This is a genomic window from Parazoarcus communis SWub3 = DSM 12120 (assembly GCF_003226565.1).
GTDB classification, from domain to species: domain Bacteria; phylum Pseudomonadota; class Gammaproteobacteria; order Burkholderiales; family Rhodocyclaceae; genus Parazoarcus; species Parazoarcus communis.
On the sequence record NZ_QKOE01000005.1, the window covers coordinates 248404 to 267084 of the forward strand.

Here is an 18681-nt window from a genome sequence, read left to right on the forward strand (position 1 = left end):
ACAAGATCGACGCGCCGCGTGCGGCGCATGGAACGGAAAGCAACGATGACGGACATTCCCTACCTCAGTCTGGCGATCTGGGTGCCGATTATTGGCGGGCTGCTGGTGCTCGCCACCGGTTCCGACCGAAACGCCCCGATGGCGCGAGCGCTTGCGCTGTTGGTGGCGATCGTCGGCTTCGTCGTGACCATTCCGCTCTACACCGGATTTGATCTCTCGACCAGCGCGATGCAGTTCGTCGAGATCTCGCCTTGGGTGCCGCGCTTCAACATCAACTACCACCTCGGGGTTGACGGCATCTCGGTGCTGTTCGTGATCCTCAACGCCTTCATCACCATTCTGGTCGTGGGGGCTGGCTGGCAGGTGATCGAGGAGAAGGTGGCCCAGTACATGGCGGCCTTCCTGATCATGTCGGGCCTGATGAACGGTATCTTCTCCGCGCTGGATGGCGTGCTGTTCTACGTGTTCTTCGAAGCTTCGCTGATCCCGCTGTATCTGATCATCGGCATCTGGGGCGGGCCGAACCGCGTTTATGCGGCGATCAAGTTCTTCCTCTACACGCTGTTTGGCTCGCTGCTGATGCTGATCGCATTGCTCTACCTGTTCATGGAGTCGGGTGGCAGCTTCAGCATCCTCGACTGGCACCAGTTGCCGCTGGGCATCGAACCGCAGATGCTGATCTTCTTTGCCTTCCTGATCGCCTTCGGGGTCAAGGTACCGATGTGGCCGGTGCATACCTGGCTGCCCGACGCCCACGTCGAGGCGCCCACCGGGGGTTCGGTGGTGCTGGCAGCAATCGGCCTGAAGTTGGGCGCCTACGGCTTCCTGCGTTTCTCGCTGCCGATCCTGCCGGATGCCGCGCAGGAACTGGCGCCGCTGGTCATCACGCTGTCGTTGATCGCGGTGGTGTACATCGGTTTCGTCGCGCTGGTTCAGGCCGACATGAAAAAACTGGTGGCCTATTCGTCGATTGCCCACATGGGTTTCGTCACCCTTGGCTTCTTCATGCTCAACCCGCTGGGTATCGAAGGTGCGCTGGTACAGATGATTTCCCACGGTTTCGTGTCCGGCGCGATGTTCCTTTGTATTGGGGTGCTCTACGACCGCATGCACTCGCGCCAGATTGCCGATTACGGTGGTGTGGTGCACTCGATGCCCAAGTTTGCCGCCTTCTTCATGCTGTTTTCGATGGCCAATGCCGGCCTGCCGGCCACCAGTGGCTTTGTCGGTGAGTTCATGGTGATCCTGGCCGCAGTGCAGTACAACTTCTGGATTGCCTTCCTTGCGGCAACCACGCTGATCGTCGGCGCGGCCTACACCTTGTGGATGTACAAGCGGGTGATCTTCGGAGCGGTGGCCAACAAGCACGTTGCCGAACTCGAGGACATCAACGCCCGCGAGTTTGCCATCCTCGGCATTCTGGCCTTGTGCGTGCTCGGCATGGGTCTGTATCCCTTCCCCTTCACCGAAGTGATGCATGCCTCGGTGGAAGAACTCCTGCGGCATGTTGCCGTGAGCAAGCTCTGAGCGAGCGGGCGAGACATTTGAACGGACTGGTCAGAAGATGAACTTTGTTGTCCCCGACTTCTACCCCGCAGCGGCCGAGATCTTCGTCGCCGTGATGGCGCTCGTGATCATGCTGGCAACCACCTTTGCCCGCCGGATCGCCCGTACGCTCGGCTACGCACTGACGCAGATCACATTGATCGCGGCGGCCTTCATCACCATCTTCACCATGGATGGTCAGGTCAGCTACACCTTCAGCAACATGTTCATCAGCGACCTGATGGGCGACTTCCTGAAGCTGATGATCTACTTCTCCATGGCGATCGCGCTGCTGTACGGACGCAGCTACCTTGCCGACCGCAACATCGACAAGCCGGAGTATTACCTGCTGTCCGTGTTGATGACGCTGGGCATGATGGTGATGGTCACCTCCAACCACATGCTGACGATGTACATCGGCCTGGAGATGATGTCGCTCGCGTTGTATGCGCTGGTTGCTTTCGATCGCGATTCCGCGCGCTCCACCGAAGCCGGCATGAAGTATTTCGTGCTGGGCGCGCTGGCTTCCGGCCTGCTGCTGTATGGCATGTCGATGGTGTATGGCGCCACCGGTACGCTCGAGTTCTCCGGCGTGGCGCAAGCTGTCTACAACCAGTCGGCAAACAGCTCGGTGCTGCTGTTCGGCCTGGTTTTCCTGGTGGCGGGCATCTGCTTCAAGCTGGGTGTGGTGCCGTTCCACATGTGGGTGCCTGACGTCTATCAGGGGGCCTCTACCGCGGTGACCTTGATCATCGCGACTGCGCCCAAGCTGGCCGCTTTTGCAATGGCCGTGCGCTTGCTGATCTGGGGCTTGTTCGAGATTGCCGACCAATGGCAGACCATGCTGATGTTCGTCGCGGTTGCGTCGATCATCCTTGGCAACCTGGCTGCGATTGCACAAAGCAACATCAAGCGCATGCTGGCCTACTCGGGTATCTCGCACATGGGCTTCATGCTGCTGGGCTTGCTTGCCGGTGTGGTCGAAGGTGACCGTCACTTTGCGCTCAATGCCTACAGTTCGGCGATGTTCTATGCGGTGTCCTACGTGATCATGAGCCTCGCGTCCTTCGGCATGGTCATCCTGCTGTCGCGTGCGGGCTTCGAGGCCGAGCGCATCGATGACTTCAAGGGTCTGAACAAGCGCAGCCCGTGGTTTGCTGCGGTAATGATGTTCGTGATGTTCTCGATGGCCGGTATTCCGTTCTTCATTGGCTTCTTTGCCAAGCTGTCGGTGCTGCAGGCCGTGGTGGCTGCTGGCTACTTCTGGCTGGCTGCGGTTGCAGTGGTCATGTCGGTGATCGGCGCCTACTACTACCTGCGGATCGTCAAGATCATGTACTTCGACGAGCCGGAGGACACCACCCCCATCCAGGCGCCGGCAGAACTGCGTGTGATGCTGTCGGCCAACGGCATCGCGATTGCCGCGCTGGGTCTGGCACCGCAGATGCTGATGTCGTTGTGCGCATACGCGCTGCTTGCCTCGCTCTGATCGGGACTGAAGCTTGTCGTCGGTGGACATGCATGCCATGAGCCCGTCGGCCAAGCCCTCAGTACCTGAGCAACAGGATCCGCTGACCGAGACCTGCATCACCACCGAGCAGGTTTTCGATGGGGGGATGCTGAAGGTCTGGAGAGACCGCGTCACGCTGCCCGATGGCGGGCAGTCGTGGCGGGAGTATGTCAAGCACCCGGGTGCAGTCGTCGTGGCCGCGGTGCTGCCTGACGGCAGCCTGGTGTTTGAACGACAGTTCCGTTATCCGCTGCACCGCAGCTTTCTTGAGTTGCCGGCTGGCAAGATTGATCCGGGTGAGGACATCCTCGCCTGTGCCATTCGCGAGTTGCGCGAGGAAACCGGCTACGAGGCCGCCCACTGGGAATACCTTGGCGTGATGCACGCCTGCATCGGCTATTCCGATGAGCGCATCGAGATGTTCCTCGCCACCGATCTCACCCACGTTGGTCATTGCTGGGATGAAGGCGAGTTTCTCGAAATTCTCCAGTTCCAGCCGGAAGACGCGCGGGCGGCCGTGCTTGATGGCCGGATCACCGATAGCAAGACCATTACCACCTTGTTTCACGTCCTCCCCCGACTGGGGGGGTGATTTCTCACTGCGTGCAGGCCTTCGGTCACGGTCCTCAATGCATTTCGTATCATTGGAGCGAAGCGAAGTTTGAAGGTGGTTTGAGGCTAGATTCCTCCTCCAGTTAAGGTTTGAGTGCAGACAGTCGCCTCTTCATGACTTGCATGGCCTCGCCATGCATTTCCTGGAGGCGGTACATGCGTGAGTTGAGCCGGATCGTCATGCGCTCGATGTTCAGAATCAAGGTCTATCTACGGACCGAGAACCGCATGATTGGCTACGTCGGTGACCTGTCGGAGAGTGGGCTCAAACTGCTGACCGATGACCCCCTGGATGTTGGGGCGCAGTATGCCCTCAGCCTGCGCATGCGGGGGCTGGACGGTGAACTCAGAGCCACCGAGGTCGACGGCCTGTGCTGCTGGAGTCAGCGAGGTGCACGCAGCGGTCATGTCGAGTCGGGCCTGAGGGTGGATGTGCCGTCTTCGGCCTATTCCGCCTTGATACGTGGCATGCGACGGCGCGGCAAGGGCTGATCAGCCCAATGTTCCATACAGGCTGACCGACACGCGGTCCGGGATCTCGTTCTGTGACAGGACGTGCAACCCTGGACTGAAAACCCGTGCGTAGCGGGCCAGTAGCGGGCGCAGTTGCGGCAACACTACCAAAATCGGTGGCTGACCCGCAGCCCGCAGCTTCTCCTTCACGACCGGCATGCTCGATTGCAATTGGCCGAGCAGGCTTGGATCAACCGGAATGCTGTCCAGGCTGACCTGGCCGGCTTGCTGGGCTGCGGTAAGGGCGCCCATCAAGGTGTTCTCCAGCGTGTTGTCGAGAACGAAGATCGATAGATCCTTGCGGTCGCCTGCGACACTGGACAGGATGCTGCGGCGCAGGGCGAAGCGGACGTCGGAGGCCAGCAGGATGGGGTCCTTCGAGATCTCGCTGCTCTCCACCAATGCGGTGGCGATGGTGTTGATGTCCTTTAGCGACACCTGCTCCTGCAACAGCATGCGGTATACCCGGTGCTGAACCGTGTGGGAGAGTTGGGCGCGCAGGCTCTCGGTCAGCTTTGGAGATTGCACCGAGAGGCGTTGCAGCAGTTGCTCGACGTCGTCGTGGGTGAATAGTTCGGGCAGGTGCTCGCGGACAATCTTGTTCAGATGCGTTGCAATGACGCCGGACGGATCGATGACCTGGTAGCCCAGGTTGAGGGCGTGGGTCTTGTCCTCGGGGCGAATCCAGACCACCGGCATCGCATAGGCAGGGTCAATGCCGATGATGCCATCGATTTCGCCGTAGAGATTGGGCGAGGGAATGGCCATGAGATGCTCGGGATGGATCTCGGTGTCCTCGACCTTCTCACCATTGATGAACAATTGGTACTGCTGGGGCTTCAGGCGCAGGCTGTCGCGGATCTGAACTTCCGGCAGCAGGAAGCCGAAAGTCTCTGACAATGTCTGGCGTACGCCGCGTACGCGCTGAGGCAGCGGGGCACCAGCCTCGGGACTGACCAACCCGACCAGTTTGTAACCGAGCGAGATCGAGATGCTGTCCACCAGCGGGATATCTTGCCAGTCGAGTTTCTGTGCGTGTTCGGCATCCATGGCCTTGGCAATGGCACTGGCGTTCTCATGACTTTCGTTGTCGGTGACAGGCTGGAAGCGCGAGACAGCCCACCCGATCATCGCGATCAGTGCGGAGAAGCCCAGAAACGCCAGGTGCGGCATCCCCGGTACGATGGCCAGCACGAACAGGATGCCTGCCACGGTGTAGATCAGGCTGGGCGAAACCAGCAACTGCTGGCGGATCTGCGATGGCATCGCAGCGGACTCATTGATCCGGGTGACGATGATCGCCGCCGCTGTCGACAGCAGCAAGGCCGGGATCTGTGCCACCAGACCGTCACCGATGGTGAGCAGGGCATACTGGCGGAAGGCGTCACCTGCCCCCAGGTCATGGATGAACAGCCCGATTGCAAAGCCGCCGATCAGGTTGATCAGCAGGATCAGGATGCCGGCAACCGCATCGCCACGCACGAACTTCGCAGCGCCGTCCATCGCACCGTAGAAGTCCGCTTCCTTGCCGACGTCCTTGCGCCTTTGCTTGGCTTCTTCCTGGCTGATGAGGCCGGCGTTGAGGTCGGCGTCAATCGCCATCTGCTTGCCGGGCAGCGCGTCCAGGGTGAAGCGGGCGGTTACCTCCGAGATCCGCTCGCCACCCTTGGTGACGACCATGAAGTTGATCACCATCAGGATCACGAACACGATCAGACCGACGATGAAGTTGCCACCGATCACCACTTCACCAAAAGCTTCGATGACCTTGCCGGCGGCGGCGCTACCGGTGTGTCCCTCGAGCAGGACCACGCGGGTAGAGGCCACATTGAGCGTCAGCCGCATCAGTGTGGTGATCAGGATGATGGTGGGAAACAACGAGAAATCAAGCGGTCGCTTGGCCGAGACGCTGACCATCAGCACCAGGATGGCGACCGAAATGTTGAAAGTAAACAACATGTCCAGCACCAGCGGGGGCAGGGGCAGGATGATCATCGCCAGGATCGAGAGGATGATCACCGGAATGCCGATCTGGCCGCTGGTGAGGATGGGCAGCAGGGGTTTGAGTGCTTTCATGATCTGGCGTAACGGCTCATGGATTCGGGGATGGGCAGTTTCGATGGCAGCACCGGACGGGTTCTGCGTCCGGCGCGGTGGGCCTTGAGTTGCAGCACGTAAGTCAGCACATGGGCAACGGCTGCATAGAGCTGGGCGGGGATCTGCTGGTTGATCTGGGTGGTGAAGTACACCGCGCGGGCCAGCGGCGGTGCTTCCACCACTTCGAGACCGTGGCTGGCTGCAAGCTCCCGGATGTAAAGTGCGATTTCGTCGGTGCCTTTGGCGATCACATAGGGGGCTTCAGCCTTCCGGATGTCGTAGCGCAAGGCAACGGCATAGTGTTCGGGGTTCACCACGACAACGTTGGCGTCCTTGATCACGCGTGCGATCTGGCGCTGCAGGAGTTGACGCTGCAGTTGCTTGATACGAGCCTTGACCTCCGGGCGACCCTCGCGATTTTTCTGCTCTTCCTTGACCTCCTGCTTGCTCATGCGCATCTTTTTCAGAAAGAAGAAGCGTTGCAGTGGGATGTCGATGAAGGAAAACAGCACAAAGATCAGGATGAGCGTCAGCGCGATGTAGAAGGCCTGACTCATGGCTCCCGCGGTTGCGCTGTAGATGTCGCCACGCTGCAGTGCGATGAAACTGGGTGCGGCCACTGACAGAAGGTAGGCGGCTGTGGCAGTGAGCGCGGTAATCTTCAGGATGGATTTAGCCAGTTCCGTCCAGTTTTGTGCTGACACGATGCGGCCCAGACCGCTGATCGGGTTGAGCCGGCTCAGCTTGGGCATGAAGTTGGCGGACGAACATACCCAGCCACCGGGTATCAGCGACAGTGCGATTACCAGCAGCGGGGTGATCAGCAACGGCATCATCAACCAGGCCAGGATGCCAAGACCGTGACCGATGACCATCGCACTGTCGGCAGGCCGGATCTCGCTTTGCGAGAAGTCGATATAGGCAATCCGGAACAGATCCTGCAAGCCCTGGTAGAACATCGGAAAGCTGAACTTCAGTGCCAGCAGTGTCACCAGTAGGGATACGGTAGTCGCCAGATCCTTGGAGCGCGCGACCTGCCCCTCCTTGCGGCTCTTGTCGAGCTTGTGGGGGGTGGCCTGTTCGGTCTTTTCCTGAGCGCTGTCGTTCGGATCCGCCATGGTCAGCTCCGCAGCACTTCATTCAGATTATCGAGCATCTGGCGGGTAAGCAGCAGATAGGTTTCGGCCAGATTGGGCAGGGTCAGGAAGATGCCGATCCAGCCGGTCAGGATCGCAATCGGGAAGCCGAGGGCAAACAGGTTCATTGCTGGCGAGATGCGGTTTAGCAAGCCGAAACCGAACAGGACCAGGGTCATGCAGAACACCAGCGGCAGGGACACCATGACCGCAGCAGACAGGGCCCAGCTCAGCGCCTGCAAGGTGCTGGTGAGGCCGGTGAAGTGGATGCCCGCGCCGATCGGCCAGAAGATGAAGCTCTGGTACAGCACGCTGATCAGGACAAGATGACCATCGATGGCGAAGAACATCAGCACCAGCATGGTGTAATAGACCTGGTACAGCACCGACGACGATGACACGCCGTTCTGTGGGTCGTTGTAGCGCGCCATGCTCATCCCCATCTGGGTGGAGATGGTTTCGCCGATCACGCTATACACCGTGAACACCAGTTGCAGCGCCAGTCCCAGCATGACACCGAAGGCGAGTTGCTCCAGCGTGGCGAGAATGCCGGCAAGCGACAATGCCTCCAGCGTAGGTGGGGCGGGCAGGGCGCCCCCCAGTGCGAGCGTGAGGGCGAGTGCAAGCAGGACGCGGATACGGATCGACACCGCGCTGTGGCTGAACACCGGTGCCAGGGTGAGCACAGCCAGAATGCGGCAGAACGGCCACCAATAGGCCTGCGCCTGCAACAACAGGCGATTGGCATCGAACAAGGCCTCGGTTGTGCCCATGGCCTGTTCAGCCGACCATGCGGCCGGCTTGCTGGAAGATCTCGATGAACAACTCGGCCAGCGTACGCTGGATCCAGTTGCCCGCAAACACCAGCATGCCCAGGGTTATCAGCAGGCGTGGCAGGAAGCTGAGCATCTGCTCGTTGATCTGGGTTGCGGCCTGGAAGATGCTGACAATCAGCCCGCCGAGCAGGCTCGGGATGATCAGTACGCAGACGATGATCGTGATCGTATAGACCGCGTTCGAGACGATCGCAACGGTAGCTTCAGGCGTCAGCATTGCGTGCTCCGTCTCAATAGGCCTGCACACTGGAGCTGAGCGTGCCCATCAGCAGCGACCAGCCATCCACCAGCACGAAGATCATCAACTTGAATGGCAGCGACACCATCATCGGCGACAACATCATCATGCCCATTGCCATCAACACGCTGGCCACCACCAGATCGATGACGAGGAAGGGTACGAAGATCATGAAACCGAGCTGGAAGGCCGTCTTCAGCTCACTGAGCACGAAGGCGGGCAGGAGCAGGGTGAAATCCAGGTCCGAGAGTTGGGGCGGTACCGTCTCGTTGGCCAGCCCGACGATGGTCTGCAACGCGACCTCATCGGTCTGGGCAAGCATGAAACGGCTCAAGACGTCGCGACCCTTTGTCAGGCCCTGCTCCAGGGTGATCTGATTCGACTGAAACGGTTGATAAGCGTCCTGATACATCTCCTGCCAGACAGGGCGCATCACCAGCAGCGTCAGACATAGCGCGATGCCAATCAGCACATTGTTCGGCGGTGTCTGCTGCAGACCGATGGCCTGGCGCAGAATTGCCAGGACGATGATGAAGCGGGTAAAGCAGGTGGTCAGCATCAGCATTGCCGGCAAAAAGCCGAGCAGGGTCATGACGATCAGGATCTGTAGCTTGACGCTCAGCTCCTGTCCGCCTTCCACAGTATTCAGCGACAATAACGTGATATCACCACCGGTTTGCGCCAGCACGGTGCCTGGCACGGCCAGCAGCCAGACCAGGTGCAGCAGTCGCTTCACGATGCAATGCCCTTTAGCCCCGGACCTGCCAGCTCGATGATGCGCAAACCGTAGTTGCCACTGGTTACCACAACTTCGGCCTTGGCAAAGAGATTGCCATTGACCTTGACATCGAGCGGCTCGCCGGCGAGCTTGTCGAGCGTGATCACGCTGTTGGCGTCCACTTCCATCAGGTCCTTGAGAGGTAGCTCCACCGAAGCGACCTCCAGCGTGACCTGGACCGGTATCTTGCCGAAGAAGCTCAGGTCCTGTTGCGGCAGGCGTGGGCGTACCTCATCTGCTGCCTGGGGCTGCGCGAACGTAGCGTCAAGGTCTACGCCGTTGATCAGGCTGTCCAGTTCAGTATCCATCGTTGCGTCGTTCATGGGTTTGACACGCTCTCGAGTGAAGTCAGACAAAGCGCGCCAGCATGTTCATAGATGGCGCCGGAAAAAAGGGGGTGGCGGTTGATCCGCACCTCGCAGCGTTCGCGCAGGCGTATGGGCAGTACATCGCCGGGTTGCAAAGCCATCACCCCGGCGAGGGGAAGTTGCGCGGATGCCAGTACGCATTCGAGACGCAGCGGCAGACGTTTGATACTGTCGTCCGCAACGACCCCGGTGGAGACGGCAGTCTTGCCGGCAAGACGCGTGGTCAGGGTGTCGCAGGCACGGCTATCGAGAAAGATGTGCAGCGATGCAGTCTGTCCGCTCAGATGGCTGGTCAGCACATACTCGATCACCTGTTCCCATTGAGGCTGATCGTAGGCGTCGAGGTGAGGTTCGATCTCGCCAGCAGCGCCGCCTGCCATCAGCGCATGGACGACGATGTCGACCAGATCGCGGCCCAACCGGTCACGAAGACGTTGCTCCGAGGTGCTGATGTTGGGCAGGCCTTCCTTGGCGCGTACCCGCACCCCGCCGTAATAGCACTCGAGCGCTTCGCCCAGCAGTTCGCGATCGATAGCGAAACCGAATTTGCCGACCCGGTTGCGAAACAGGCAATCAGGCTCCAGATCAACCTGTTCATGCACCGCCATCCGGCCCGACTCGAGGTTGATGCGGAAGTTGCGCAGGAAGTAGTCGCTGATCAGCCGAGGATACTTGTTCACCGTCTCGCTGATGTATTGCGGCACCTTGTGATAGTGCCTGCCCAGTTTATGAGGTTTGAGCCGCACCAGCGCATCGGGCGGAACGTCGTGCTGGACTTTCGATTTTCCGGCAGTCATGAACGGCGGTGCTCCTGGAATGGAATGTTGCGCTGCATTAAACGAGTGGGTGAGTTCAGCCTGCGCGGACAGCAGACAGTCGATGCCAGACCGCGGGAGACGCACGAAGTCTAGGGTGTGGGCTAATGAAAATTAAATCAAAAGATATCAAAAGCCGTTTATTACATGGCTTTTGAGTCGATTGAGATCATTTGATCAAAAGTGATTCGGCCCTGGTGGGGTGTTGTTGTTATGGTCCGCAGGCATCGCGCCTGTGTTTGCTGCATTGCACACAGGAGGCGGGTGTTGCCCTTGATCAGTCGCATGAGGCGATAGCGTGATGAGGCGACAAACCCGTGCCAAGGCTTAAATCAGATATCTCAGGAGAGTGCCAGCGTGAACACGACCAGCCAGGCGAGGGTCCATGCGGACGTACCGATCGGGGATGAACTCCCCGGCGGGCGGACCGTGCTCCTGATGGAGCATGGGATTGAAGGTAGTCTGTCGGCGGTTCGTCAACAACTGTCCAATCAGGGTTACGAACTCCTCAGCAGCCCGCCTGCCGGGCTGCCCGTACCGAGCGAGCTTGGCGGCGTAGACATCGTCTTTGTCGCGCTCGAGGGGGTTGAGGCGGCTGTCCTGTATCGGTGGATCGAACGCCTGGCCAATCGTTGGCCGCGTATCGCGGTGGTGCCGGTGGTTGGCTATGACGATCAGGAGCAGGCGGCTCGACTGCTCGAACTGGGTTGTGTGGATTACCTGTTGTCACCCTTCAGCGGCCATCAGTTAATCCAGTTGATGCGCAGGCTCGACCATGTTGAGCATGCTGATGAGTTTTTCGTGTCCCGTTCGCATGCCGGTCGTCGTCTGTTGGCCATGGCCCAGCGCGTGGCAATGGCGCGTGCGCCCATTTTGATAACCGGGGAGACGGGTACCGGCAAGGAAATGATGGCGCGCTACATTCATCGCTTCTCCGCGATGGACGGTTCGCCGTTTGTCGCGGTGAATTGTGCGGCCATTCCAGAGGCCATGCTCGAATCCATTCTGTTCGGTCACGAGCGCGGCGCTTTTACCGGAGCGGTTACTGCCCAGCCCGGCAAGTTTGAGCAGGCAAATGGCGGCACCTTGCTGCTTGATGAAATCGGCGAGCTCAGCCTGCCGCTGCAGGCAAAGTTGTTGCGAGTGTTGCAGGAGCAGCGCGTCGAGCGCCTGGGGGCTCAGCGCGATCTTGCCCTGGACGTCCGGGTGATTGCGGCGACCAACCGTGACTTGTGGCAGGAAGTGGAGCAAGGGCGGTTTCGTGCTGACTTGTTGTTTCGCCTCGATGTGCTCAGCCTGCATGTCGCGCCGTTACGCGAGCGGACCGAGGATGTCATTGCGCTGGCCGAACGGTTCATCGAGAAGTACGCGCCGGGCGAGCCTGCGGCCGAACTGCTCACCCCGTCTGCCCGTGCGGCCCTGCTGGCACATGACTGGCCGGGCAATGTTCGCGAACTGGAGAATACCTTGCAGCGCGCACTGGTGCTGCGCAACGGTCTGTTCATCCAGCCGCGTGACCTGCGCCTGCCAATGTCAGCTAACCCGTGTGCCGAGGCGAAGGAGCAAGACGTGCTGCCGTCCATGCCTGGGGAGCAGGGCAAGGCCGCGCTGCGAGCCAGCGGCAAATGGGCCGAATACCAGCATGTAATCGAGACCATCCGCCAATGTGGTGGCCACAAGAGCAAGGCTGCAGAGCGTCTTGGCATGACGCCACGTGCCTTGCGCTATCGCCTCAATGCCATGCGCGAGCAGGGTGTCCAGGTCCCAGTCTAGGAGATACAAGTCAATGAATTCGATGCAATCCGTTCAGCTTGATCTGATCGAGCGCATGTCGGCCATGAAGCTGGCCTCGACTGGCGCAGCCGTACGCGGCGCCTTCGAGCCCCCGACGCAGATCGGCGGTATATCGCAAGCTTTCGAGCAGGTACTGCGTTCCATCGACGCTGAGCAGCACCGCGCGGGCCAAGCCCAGGCTGATGTGGACTCCGGCAAGAGCAAGGATCTGGTCGGCGCCATGATCCTCAGCCAGAAGGCGAGCCTGTCCTTTTCTGCGCTGCTGCAGGTGCGTAACAAGGTCAGCAGCGCTTTTGATGAAATCATGAGGATGCCGGTCTGACCGGCGGGGTGACTGACCGTGCTGCAAACCATCAAGACCAAATTGCCGCCGATGAGCGGCTTTGCGTTCGATCAACGGACCGTGACCCTGGCCATTGCTGCGCTTGCGGCGGCGGCTTCCATTGGCATCGGCATCTATATCTGGAGCGAGCCCTCATCCTACCGCCCCCTTTACGGCGCGGGTGAGGCCTATCGCGCCGCCGAGGTCATCCAGGTGCTGGAGGCTGAGGCGGTGCCTTACCGCTTGCATCCGCAGAGTGGTCAGGTGCTGGTGCGAGACGACCAGCTTGCGTCAGCCCGCATGCAACTTTCCGCCCGGGGTGTGGAGGTGGCGGTTCCGCCCGGCTATGAACTGTTTGATCGTGAGGATCCGCTCGGTACCAGCCAGTTCGTTCAGGATGTGCGGCTCAAGCGCAGTCTCGAAGGCGAACTCGCACGTACCATCATGAGTCTGCGCGGAGTTGATCAGGCACGGGTACATGTCGCCCGTGAGGAAAGCCGGTCCTTTGTCGTCGGCCGGCGTGAACCGGCAAAGGCGTCGGTGATGTTGCAGTTGGTGCCCGGACACAAACTGGGGGAAGAGCAGGTTACCGCCATCGTCAACCTGGTTTCCAACAGCGTGCCCAAACTCGCGCCCGCCGACGTCAGCGTGGTTGATCAGTACGGCACGCTGCTGTCCCGTGGCCTGGGTGACAGCGGTGCTTCACAGCGCAGCGCCAAGGTGGTCGAGGACTATCGCAACTCGGCGATCGGCAATGTTGAACAGGTATTGGCGCCGGTCATTGGTGCTGGCAATTTTCGAGTCAGCATCACGCCCGACTTCGATCTGAGCCAGCGTGAGGAAACCACTCAAACCTACGCATCCGACCCACGCATACGCAACGAGACCGTGCGCAGCGAGAGTGCGCTGGATCGGCTGGCGCTAGGTGTGCCCGGCTCGCTGAGCAATCTGCCGGTGCAGCGTCCGCAGGGACAGCAAAATGGTGGCGACGGCGAGAATCGAGGTGCGACATCCTTACGCGAAGAGTCGGTACGTCAGCTCGACTATGGTCAGTCGGTCATGCATGTCAGGCACGCTCCGTTTGAGCTGCGTCAGCAGAGCGTCGCGGTGGTGCTCAATGCCCAGAGTGGCCCGGAAGGTGGATGGACGCCCGAGCTTCGGGAAGAAGTCCTTGCCATGGTGCGCAACGCAGTCGGCTTCAATGGTGCCCGGGGTGATCAGCTCAGCCTGAGCGTGTTGCCATTTGCCCCGCCCGCCGATGCGGTCGCTGCTGCCTGGTGGGAAAACCCGGCAATCCGCGAGTACGCCCGCCTTGCCGGTCTGTTGCTGATTGCCGTTCTGGTCCTGCTGCTGGTGGTGCGTCCTGCAATCAGGATGGCCACGGCAAAGCGGGAGGCCGAACGTGAAATCACTGATCTCGAGCAGGTGGTCGACGACAGCGGCCCGTCCGACCTGATGCCACATCCGCGTCTGGCACGCCCCGGCGAACATGCTGCACTGACGGTGCTGAGCGAATTGAGCCCACTTTCGGAAATTCGCCTGCCTGCGCCGGACTCCGGGCTGGAACTGCAGGTCGAGCACCTGCGCATGCTCGCCCGAACCGAGCCCGAGCGGGTGTCCGAGGTGCTCAAGCACTGGATCGGACGCAATGATCATGATCTCAATCCCGCTTGATCCAAGGAGGGCGCGATGACGACCAAGGATGCCAAGAACGCAGTGGCTGAGCGACCAGAACGTAGTCTGAGCTCGCTGGAGCAGGCTGCCGTGCTGATGCTCAGCATGGATGACGAGACCTCGGCCAGTGTGCTGCGCCACTTCTCGCGTGAGGAGATCGTCAGTATCAGTCAGGCGATGGCGCGCCTCAATAACATCAAGCAGCCGATGGTGCAGGGCGTGATTGCCCGCTTCTTTGATGACTATCGCGAGCAGAGCAGCATCAAGGGTGCTTCTCGCGGCTATCTGGACAGCATGCTGGGCAAGGCGCTGGGTAGCGACATTACCCGCAACTTGCTCGACAGCATCTATGGCGAGGAAATTCGCGCCAAGATGGCCAAGATGGAGTGGATCGATCCACAGCAGTTTGCTGCGCTGATCGCCAAGGAGCATGCGCAGATGCAGGCCGTGTTCCTCGCCTTCCTGCCGCCGGCGATGGCTGCAGATGTGCTGGGACATATTCCGCCTGAGCGGCAGGACGAACTGCTGTTCCGTGTTGCTAACCTGTCCGAGGTCAGCAGTGAGGTGATCCGGGAGGTCGAACAGCTGATTGATCGCAGCGTCAATGTGCTGACCAATCAGGGTTCGCAGGTGCGTGGTCTGAAGCAGGTTGCGGACATCATGAACCGGTTCAAGGGCGATCGCGCACAGATGTTCGATCTGCTGCGCACCCACGATCAGCAACTGGTCGACAAGATCGAGGACCAGATGTACGACTTCTTCATCCTCTCGCGCCAGTCCGACGAGGTTCTGCAGGTGCTGCTCGAGACGATTCCACTGGAAGAGTGGGTGGTCGCGCTGAAGGGGGCAGAGAGTGAGCTGGTGAGGGCGGTACAAGAGGCGATGCCCCGCCGCCAGCGTCAGCAGATGGATGCCATCCGCCGTCGCCAGGGGCCGGTACCCATCAGTCGGGTGGAGCAGGTGCGTAAGGACATCATGGCCACCGTACGTGAGATGAGTGAGGCTGGGGAGCTGCAGATCCAGTTGTTCCGCGAGCAGACCGTGGAGTGAGGCCGGCATGAGCGCAAACATGAAGCCGTGGCGACCGTTTCGCTTCCCGCCACTGAAGACCGCGCAGGGCGAACAGGCGTTCGATCTGGCCGATGTGCAGCAGGCGGTCAGCGAGGGTTTCCGCGAGGGGATGGAGAAGGGCTATCAGGAGGGTCTGGATCAGGGGCAGCAGGCTGGGCACAGCGAGGGCTTCAACGTCGGGCGTGCCGAGGGTTTGCGCCAGGGTCAGGAAGAGGGGCGGCGTGACGGCCGCCACGAGTTCGAGCTTGCAGTACGGCCGTTGGAGGCGATCCAGGCTGCGTTTCGCGAGCACGTCGATGCATACGAGGCGCGCCGACGGCAGGAGCTGCTGGAGCTGGTACGCAAGGTGGCACGTCAGGTCATCCGCTGTGAGCTGACGCTGAATCCGGCACAGCTTCTCACCTTGGTCGAGGAGGCACTTACGGCGATGCCGGCCAGTGGCGAGGATGAGATCGAGGTACGCCTCAATCCGGAGGAGTTCGCCCGTATTCGCGATGTTGCACCTGAAAGGGCCCAGCGCTGGCGGCTGGTGCCCGATCCGCGCCTTGAACTGGGCGAGTGTCGGGTGTTGACCCCTCAGGCCGAGGCCGACATCGGTTGCCAGCAGCGGCTGGATTCGTGCATGGACGCATTGGCACAGCATCTGACTGTGGAGCCATCATGAGCGCACGGGAATCCTTTTGTCTGGACGATGCCCTGCGTTCCATCGAGGGTGTGCAGTTGGCCACGGTAAGCGGGCGCCTGGTACGGGTATCCGGCTTGTTGCTGGAGAGCCTGGGCTGCAGGCGAATGACCGGACAGCGTTGCCGCATCGAGCAGGCCGATGGCTCCATGCTCGAGGCTCAGGTGGTTGGGTTCAATCGCGACATCACCTATTTGATGCCGTTCAAGAAGCCGGTGGGGCTGATCACTGGCTCGCGCGTCTTTCCTGCGCGTGACGAGGGGGTGCTGAACATCGATGCCTCCTGGCTGGGGCGTGTGGTCAATGGGCTGGGTGAGCCGCTGGATGATCGGGGCCGGCTCGGTGGCAGTGATACCCTGTCTCCCGAGCTGCCCAACGTCAATCCGCTGCGCAGGCGGCCAGTTTCGGCGCCACTCGACGTTGGCGTGAGGGCGATCAACGCGATGCTGACCTTGGGCAAGGGGCAGCGGGTGGGTCTGTTTGCCGGCAGTGGGGTGGGCAAGAGTGTACTGCTTGGCATGATCACCCGGCAGACCACGGCCGAAGTCGTGGTGGTGGGCTTGATCGGTGAGCGTGGGCGCGAGGTGCAGGAGTTCCTGACTGAATCGCTCGGCCCCGAGGGCCTGCGTAAGGCGGTGGTGGTGGTGGCCCCGGCCAATGAGTCGCCGCTGATGCGGCTCAAGGCCACCGAGTTGTGTCATCGCATTGCCGCCTATTTTCGTGATCAGGGTAGTGACGTGCTGTTGCTGGTCGACTCGCTCACCCGCTATGCCATGGCTCAGCGCGAAATTGCTTTGGCACTGGGCGAGCCACCGGCGACCAAGGGCTACCCACCTTCGGTGTTCGGCATGCTGCCGGAGTTGGTTGAGAGCGCCGGAAATGGTGCCTCGGACCGAGGCAGCCTGAGCGCGCTCTACACCGTGCTTGCCGAAGGGGACGATCATCAGGATCCAATCGTCGATTGTGCGCGTGCGATTCTGGACGGGCACATTGTGTTGTCGCGGCGCCTGGCCGACATGGGGCACTACCCGGCGATCGACGTTGCAGCGTCGGTCAGTCGTTGCATGAGCCATGTGACCTCAGCGGCCCATCAGGCAGCAGCACGTCAGTTAAAGGAAATGCAGACGGCGTACGACAAGATACGCGAGTTGATCCCGTTAGGGGGGTACACCCCCGGTCAGGATGGTCGGACCGACCGCGCAGTGCAACTGGCTCCGGTAATCGAGCGCTTCTTGCGCCAGGATGTGAATGAAGGTGCGGACTTGCAACAAAGCCTCGCAATGTTGACGAAACTTGTCGGGAGGACAGCATGAAGCAACAGATCCAGACCTTATCTCAACTTGCCCGTCTGCGTGGCATGCGGGTCAACGAAACGCTCAGCCGGATTCAATATCAGGAACAACTGTGTCGTCGCTACCGGGCGAACATCGAAGGCTTGAGCCGGTTGTGTGAGTATGTGGTCAATAGTGACACGTCCTTGCAGCGGGACAATCAACAGCGCTACAAGGGGACGCTACACAGCATGCTCGCGCAGCAGCGGCGGGAACTGGCAGTGGCCGAGGAGTCGCTGGGGCGCATTCGCGGCGACCTGATGCTGGCAATGCGCAATGAGAAGGTGATCGCTCATGTGCTCGCGGGCAAAATTGCGCAGTGGCAGCAAGTCCTTGCGGTGCAGGAGCAGAAGATTCAGGATGGGTTGGCTGCGCAATCGTGGTGGCGAATGCAGGGGGCGGGCGGGGTATGATCGGGCTTGAGGCCTGCCTTTGCGAAGGCTGTCGATGCGGTGTCCGGGTGCCACCGCCGTAACGATCGAGAGGCGATTTAAGTTGTTGAACTTCGCAGTCGCCTTGTCCGGGTAGACCGATCACCCCTTGGGTAGGAACATGGAAATCAGCAGAATCAATACCGCTGCTCAATTCGCGTCGAGCGAGGCGCGGCGCATGAGTGAGCCCACGGCGCAGACGACCGCTGGCCGTCGACCGGCAACGACCGAAAGTTTGCCGCTGGAGCGCTTGCAGGCCTCGTTGGCCGGTGCCGCCGATGTGGATCTGGACCGCGTCGCAGCGATCAGGCAAGCACTTGCGGACGGCAAGCTGTCCACCGATCCGGCTGAGCTTGCCGCCAGCATGCTGGCCTATCATCGAGGCGCTCAATTGTGAGTGATGCTCGGCGCGGGCGTTTGCTGGCGCTGATATGGCGCGAGTTCGACGATGAGCTTGCCGATCTGGCCGAGTTGCATGAGTGCATGCTGAACCTGCAGCGTCATCTGCTGGCGCATGAGGCGGTCGAGGTGCAGTGCTGCAATCAAGGCATCAGTACGGTGTCATTGCGGCTGGAGGCGCGGGCGCTCAGACGCAGCCGCATTTTTGAGGTGCTTTCCGTTGCACCCGGACCAGCCGCCGTGCCAGGATTGATTGGCGAGGCACCGCCTGCACAACGCGATGTGCTCAAAACCCGTTGGCAGTTGATTGGTCGCCGAGCCCGTGAGTGCCGGGATCTGAATGCCCGCAATGGGCGCATTCTCGCGACCCAGCATGACTTGCTTGCCCACGTCCTGCGGGCGGCTGATACGCCGCTGGTCTACTCCCCGCCATATCCCTGATGTAATTCCCTGGCTTGTGGCCGGGGTATGCCGTGCCGGCCGCGTAACGCCTGCCGGCGCAGTCGGTGTTATCGAATCCGGTATGTCT

At 60.7% G+C, this 18681-nt stretch carries 20 protein-coding genes; 13 read left to right on the plus strand and 7 right to left on the minus strand.

Features of this window, described 5'->3' with window-relative positions:
* Positions 1-45 precede the first annotated feature (45 nt).
* The 4 genes from DNK49_RS09685 to DNK49_RS09700 all read left to right on the plus strand — a co-directional run bounded on the left by DNK49_RS09685 (position 46) and on the right by DNK49_RS09700 (position 4159).
* A complete protein-coding gene (locus DNK49_RS09685) occupies positions 46-1527 on the plus strand; it encodes an NADH-quinone oxidoreductase subunit M (protein WP_110524131.1) in 1482 nt (493 codons plus the stop codon).
* A gap of 37 nt (positions 1528-1564) precedes the next feature.
* Positions 1565-3034 carry an NADH-quinone oxidoreductase subunit NuoN gene (gene nuoN, locus DNK49_RS09690; RefSeq protein ID WP_110524132.1) on the plus strand — a complete coding sequence of 490 codons (1470 nt, stop codon included), beginning with the start codon at positions 1565-1567 and terminating at the stop codon, positions 3032-3034.
* Between the two features lie 37 nt (positions 3035-3071).
* The gene (locus tag DNK49_RS09695) at positions 3072-3647 is read left to right on the plus strand and encodes an NUDIX domain-containing protein (RefSeq protein ID WP_243632298.1); all 576 of its coding nucleotides are present in this window, start codon (positions 3072-3074) and stop codon (positions 3645-3647) included.
* A 176-nt stretch (positions 3648-3823) separates the two neighbouring features.
* The gene (locus DNK49_RS09700; RefSeq protein WP_110524133.1) at positions 3824-4159 is read left to right on the plus strand and encodes a PilZ domain-containing protein; all 336 of its coding nucleotides are present in this window, start codon (positions 3824-3826) and stop codon (positions 4157-4159) included.
* On the opposite strand, the gene DNK49_RS09705 is transcribed toward DNK49_RS09700, so the two are convergent.
* The 7 genes from DNK49_RS09705 to DNK49_RS09735 are packed head-to-tail and all read right to left on the minus strand — an operon-like array spanning position 4160 to position 10430.
* A complete protein-coding gene (locus DNK49_RS09705) occupies positions 4160-6256 on the minus strand; it encodes a flagellar biosynthesis protein FlhA (RefSeq protein WP_110524134.1) in 2097 nt (698 codons plus the stop codon).
* On the minus strand, positions 6253-7395 hold the full coding sequence (locus DNK49_RS09710; protein ID WP_110524135.1) for an EscU/YscU/HrcU family type III secretion system export apparatus switch protein: 1143 nt from the start codon (positions 7393-7395) through the stop codon (positions 6253-6255). The genes DNK49_RS09705 and DNK49_RS09710 overlap by 4 nt, the downstream gene beginning before the upstream one ends.
* A gap of 2 nt (positions 7396-7397) precedes the next feature.
* On the minus strand, positions 7398-8186 hold the full coding sequence (fliR, locus tag DNK49_RS09715) for a flagellar biosynthetic protein FliR (protein WP_110524136.1): 789 nt from the start codon (positions 8184-8186) through the stop codon (positions 7398-7400).
* Between the two features lie 7 nt (positions 8187-8193).
* On the minus strand, positions 8194-8466 hold the full coding sequence (locus DNK49_RS09720; RefSeq protein ID WP_110524137.1) for a flagellar biosynthetic protein FliQ: 273 nt from the start codon (positions 8464-8466) through the stop codon (positions 8194-8196).
* Between the two features lie 13 nt (positions 8467-8479).
* Positions 8480-9223, minus strand: a complete 744-nt coding sequence (fliP, locus tag DNK49_RS09725; protein WP_207806933.1) for a flagellar type III secretion system pore protein FliP — start codon at positions 9221-9223, stop codon at positions 8480-8482.
* Positions 9220-9573 carry a flagellar motor switch protein FliN gene (gene fliN, locus DNK49_RS09730; protein ID WP_279386413.1) on the minus strand — a complete coding sequence of 118 codons (354 nt, stop codon included), beginning with the start codon at positions 9571-9573 and terminating at the stop codon, positions 9220-9222. The genes fliP and fliN overlap by 4 nt, the downstream gene beginning before the upstream one ends.
* Positions 9574-9584: 11 nt before the next feature.
* Positions 9585-10430, minus strand: a complete 846-nt coding sequence (locus tag DNK49_RS09735; RefSeq protein WP_110524140.1) for a FliM/FliN family flagellar motor switch protein — start codon at positions 10428-10430, stop codon at positions 9585-9587.
* A 375-nt stretch (positions 10431-10805) separates the two neighbouring features.
* Here DNK49_RS09735 and DNK49_RS09740 point away from each other — a divergent pair, with 375 nt between their 5' ends.
* The 9 genes from DNK49_RS09740 to DNK49_RS09780 all read left to right on the plus strand — a co-directional run bounded on the left by DNK49_RS09740 (position 10806) and on the right by DNK49_RS09780 (position 18593).
* Positions 10806-12221 (plus strand): sigma-54-dependent transcriptional regulator, encoded by a 1416-nt coding sequence (locus DNK49_RS09740; RefSeq protein ID WP_207806934.1) that lies wholly within the window; start codon positions 10806-10808, stop codon positions 12219-12221.
* Between the two features lie 13 nt (positions 12222-12234).
* Positions 12235-12564, plus strand: coding sequence for a flagellar hook-basal body complex protein FliE (gene fliE, locus DNK49_RS09745; protein ID WP_110524141.1), 330 nt, complete (start codon positions 12235-12237; stop codon positions 12562-12564).
* 18 nt (positions 12565-12582) lie between these two features.
* Positions 12583-14238 carry a flagellar basal-body MS-ring/collar protein FliF gene (fliF, locus tag DNK49_RS09750; RefSeq protein ID WP_110524142.1) on the plus strand — a complete coding sequence of 552 codons (1656 nt, stop codon included), beginning with the start codon at positions 12583-12585 and terminating at the stop codon, positions 14236-14238.
* 15 nt (positions 14239-14253) lie between these two features.
* Complete coding sequence (locus DNK49_RS09755; RefSeq protein WP_110524143.1) at positions 14254-15288, plus strand: FliG C-terminal domain-containing protein; 1035 nt, start codon at positions 14254-14256, stop codon at positions 15286-15288.
* 7 nt (positions 15289-15295) lie between these two features.
* Positions 15296-15973: a flagellar assembly protein FliH gene (gene fliH, locus DNK49_RS09760; protein ID WP_110524144.1), complete on the plus strand. Its 678-nt coding sequence runs from the start codon at positions 15296-15298 to the stop codon at positions 15971-15973.
* Complete coding sequence (fliI, locus tag DNK49_RS09765; RefSeq protein WP_110524145.1) at positions 15970-17304, plus strand: flagellar protein export ATPase FliI; 1335 nt, start codon at positions 15970-15972, stop codon at positions 17302-17304. The genes fliH and fliI overlap by 4 nt, the downstream gene beginning before the upstream one ends.
* Complete coding sequence (locus DNK49_RS09770; RefSeq protein ID WP_110524146.1) at positions 17301-17735, plus strand: flagellar FliJ family protein; 435 nt, start codon at positions 17301-17303, stop codon at positions 17733-17735. The genes fliI and DNK49_RS09770 overlap by 4 nt, the downstream gene beginning before the upstream one ends.
* 139 nt (positions 17736-17874) lie before the next feature.
* Entirely contained in the window at positions 17875-18150 is a 276-nt protein-coding gene (gene flgM, locus DNK49_RS09775) for a flagellar biosynthesis anti-sigma factor FlgM (RefSeq protein WP_110524147.1), read from the plus strand.
* Positions 18147-18593: a flagellar export chaperone FlgN gene (locus DNK49_RS09780; RefSeq protein ID WP_110524148.1), complete on the plus strand. Its 447-nt coding sequence runs from the start codon at positions 18147-18149 to the stop codon at positions 18591-18593. Before flgM ends, DNK49_RS09780 begins: the two co-directional genes overlap by 4 nt.
* The last annotated feature ends 88 nt before the right edge of the window (positions 18594-18681 follow it).

Excerpts from the sequence above, each read along its gene's own strand:
- fliR (WP_110524136.1), bottom strand. The coding sequence starts at position 8,186 with ATGGGCACAACCGAGGCCTTGTTCGATGCCAATCGCCTGTTGTTGCAG.
- nuoN (WP_110524132.1), top strand. The coding sequence starts at position 1,565 with ATGAACTTTGTTGTCCCCGACTTCTACCCCGCAGCGGCCGAGATCTTC.
- flgM (WP_110524147.1), top strand. The coding sequence starts at position 17,875 with ATGGAAATCAGCAGAATCAATACCGCTGCTCAATTCGCGTCGAGCGAG.
- DNK49_RS09755 (WP_110524143.1), top strand. The coding sequence starts at position 14,254 with ATGACGACCAAGGATGCCAAGAACGCAGTGGCTGAGCGACCAGAACGT.
- DNK49_RS09700 (WP_110524133.1), top strand. The coding sequence starts at position 3,824 with ATGCGTGAGTTGAGCCGGATCGTCATGCGCTCGATGTTCAGAATCAAG.
- fliH (WP_110524144.1), top strand. The coding sequence starts at position 15,296 with ATGAGCGCAAACATGAAGCCGTGGCGACCGTTTCGCTTCCCGCCACTG.
- fliN (WP_279386413.1), bottom strand. The coding sequence starts at position 9,573 with ATGGATACTGAACTGGACAGCCTGATCAACGGCGTAGACCTTGACGCT.
- fliE (WP_110524141.1), top strand. The coding sequence starts at position 12,235 with ATGAATTCGATGCAATCCGTTCAGCTTGATCTGATCGAGCGCATGTCG.
- DNK49_RS09770 (WP_110524146.1), top strand. The coding sequence starts at position 17,301 with ATGAAGCAACAGATCCAGACCTTATCTCAACTTGCCCGTCTGCGTGGC.
- DNK49_RS09705 (WP_110524134.1), bottom strand. The coding sequence starts at position 6,256 with ATGAAAGCACTCAAACCCCTGCTGCCCATCCTCACCAGCGGCCAGATC.
- DNK49_RS09710 (WP_110524135.1), bottom strand. The coding sequence starts at position 7,395 with ATGGCGGATCCGAACGACAGCGCTCAGGAAAAGACCGAACAGGCCACC.
- DNK49_RS09735 (WP_110524140.1), bottom strand. The coding sequence starts at position 10,430 with ATGACTGCCGGAAAATCGAAAGTCCAGCACGACGTTCCGCCCGATGCG.
- DNK49_RS09695 (WP_243632298.1), top strand. The coding sequence starts at position 3,072 with ATGAGCCCGTCGGCCAAGCCCTCAGTACCTGAGCAACAGGATCCGCTG.
- fliI (WP_110524145.1), top strand. The coding sequence starts at position 15,970 with ATGAGCGCACGGGAATCCTTTTGTCTGGACGATGCCCTGCGTTCCATC.
- DNK49_RS09720 (WP_110524137.1), bottom strand. The coding sequence starts at position 8,466 with ATGCTGACGCCTGAAGCTACCGTTGCGATCGTCTCGAACGCGGTCTAT.
- DNK49_RS09685 (WP_110524131.1), top strand. The coding sequence starts at position 46 with ATGACGGACATTCCCTACCTCAGTCTGGCGATCTGGGTGCCGATTATT.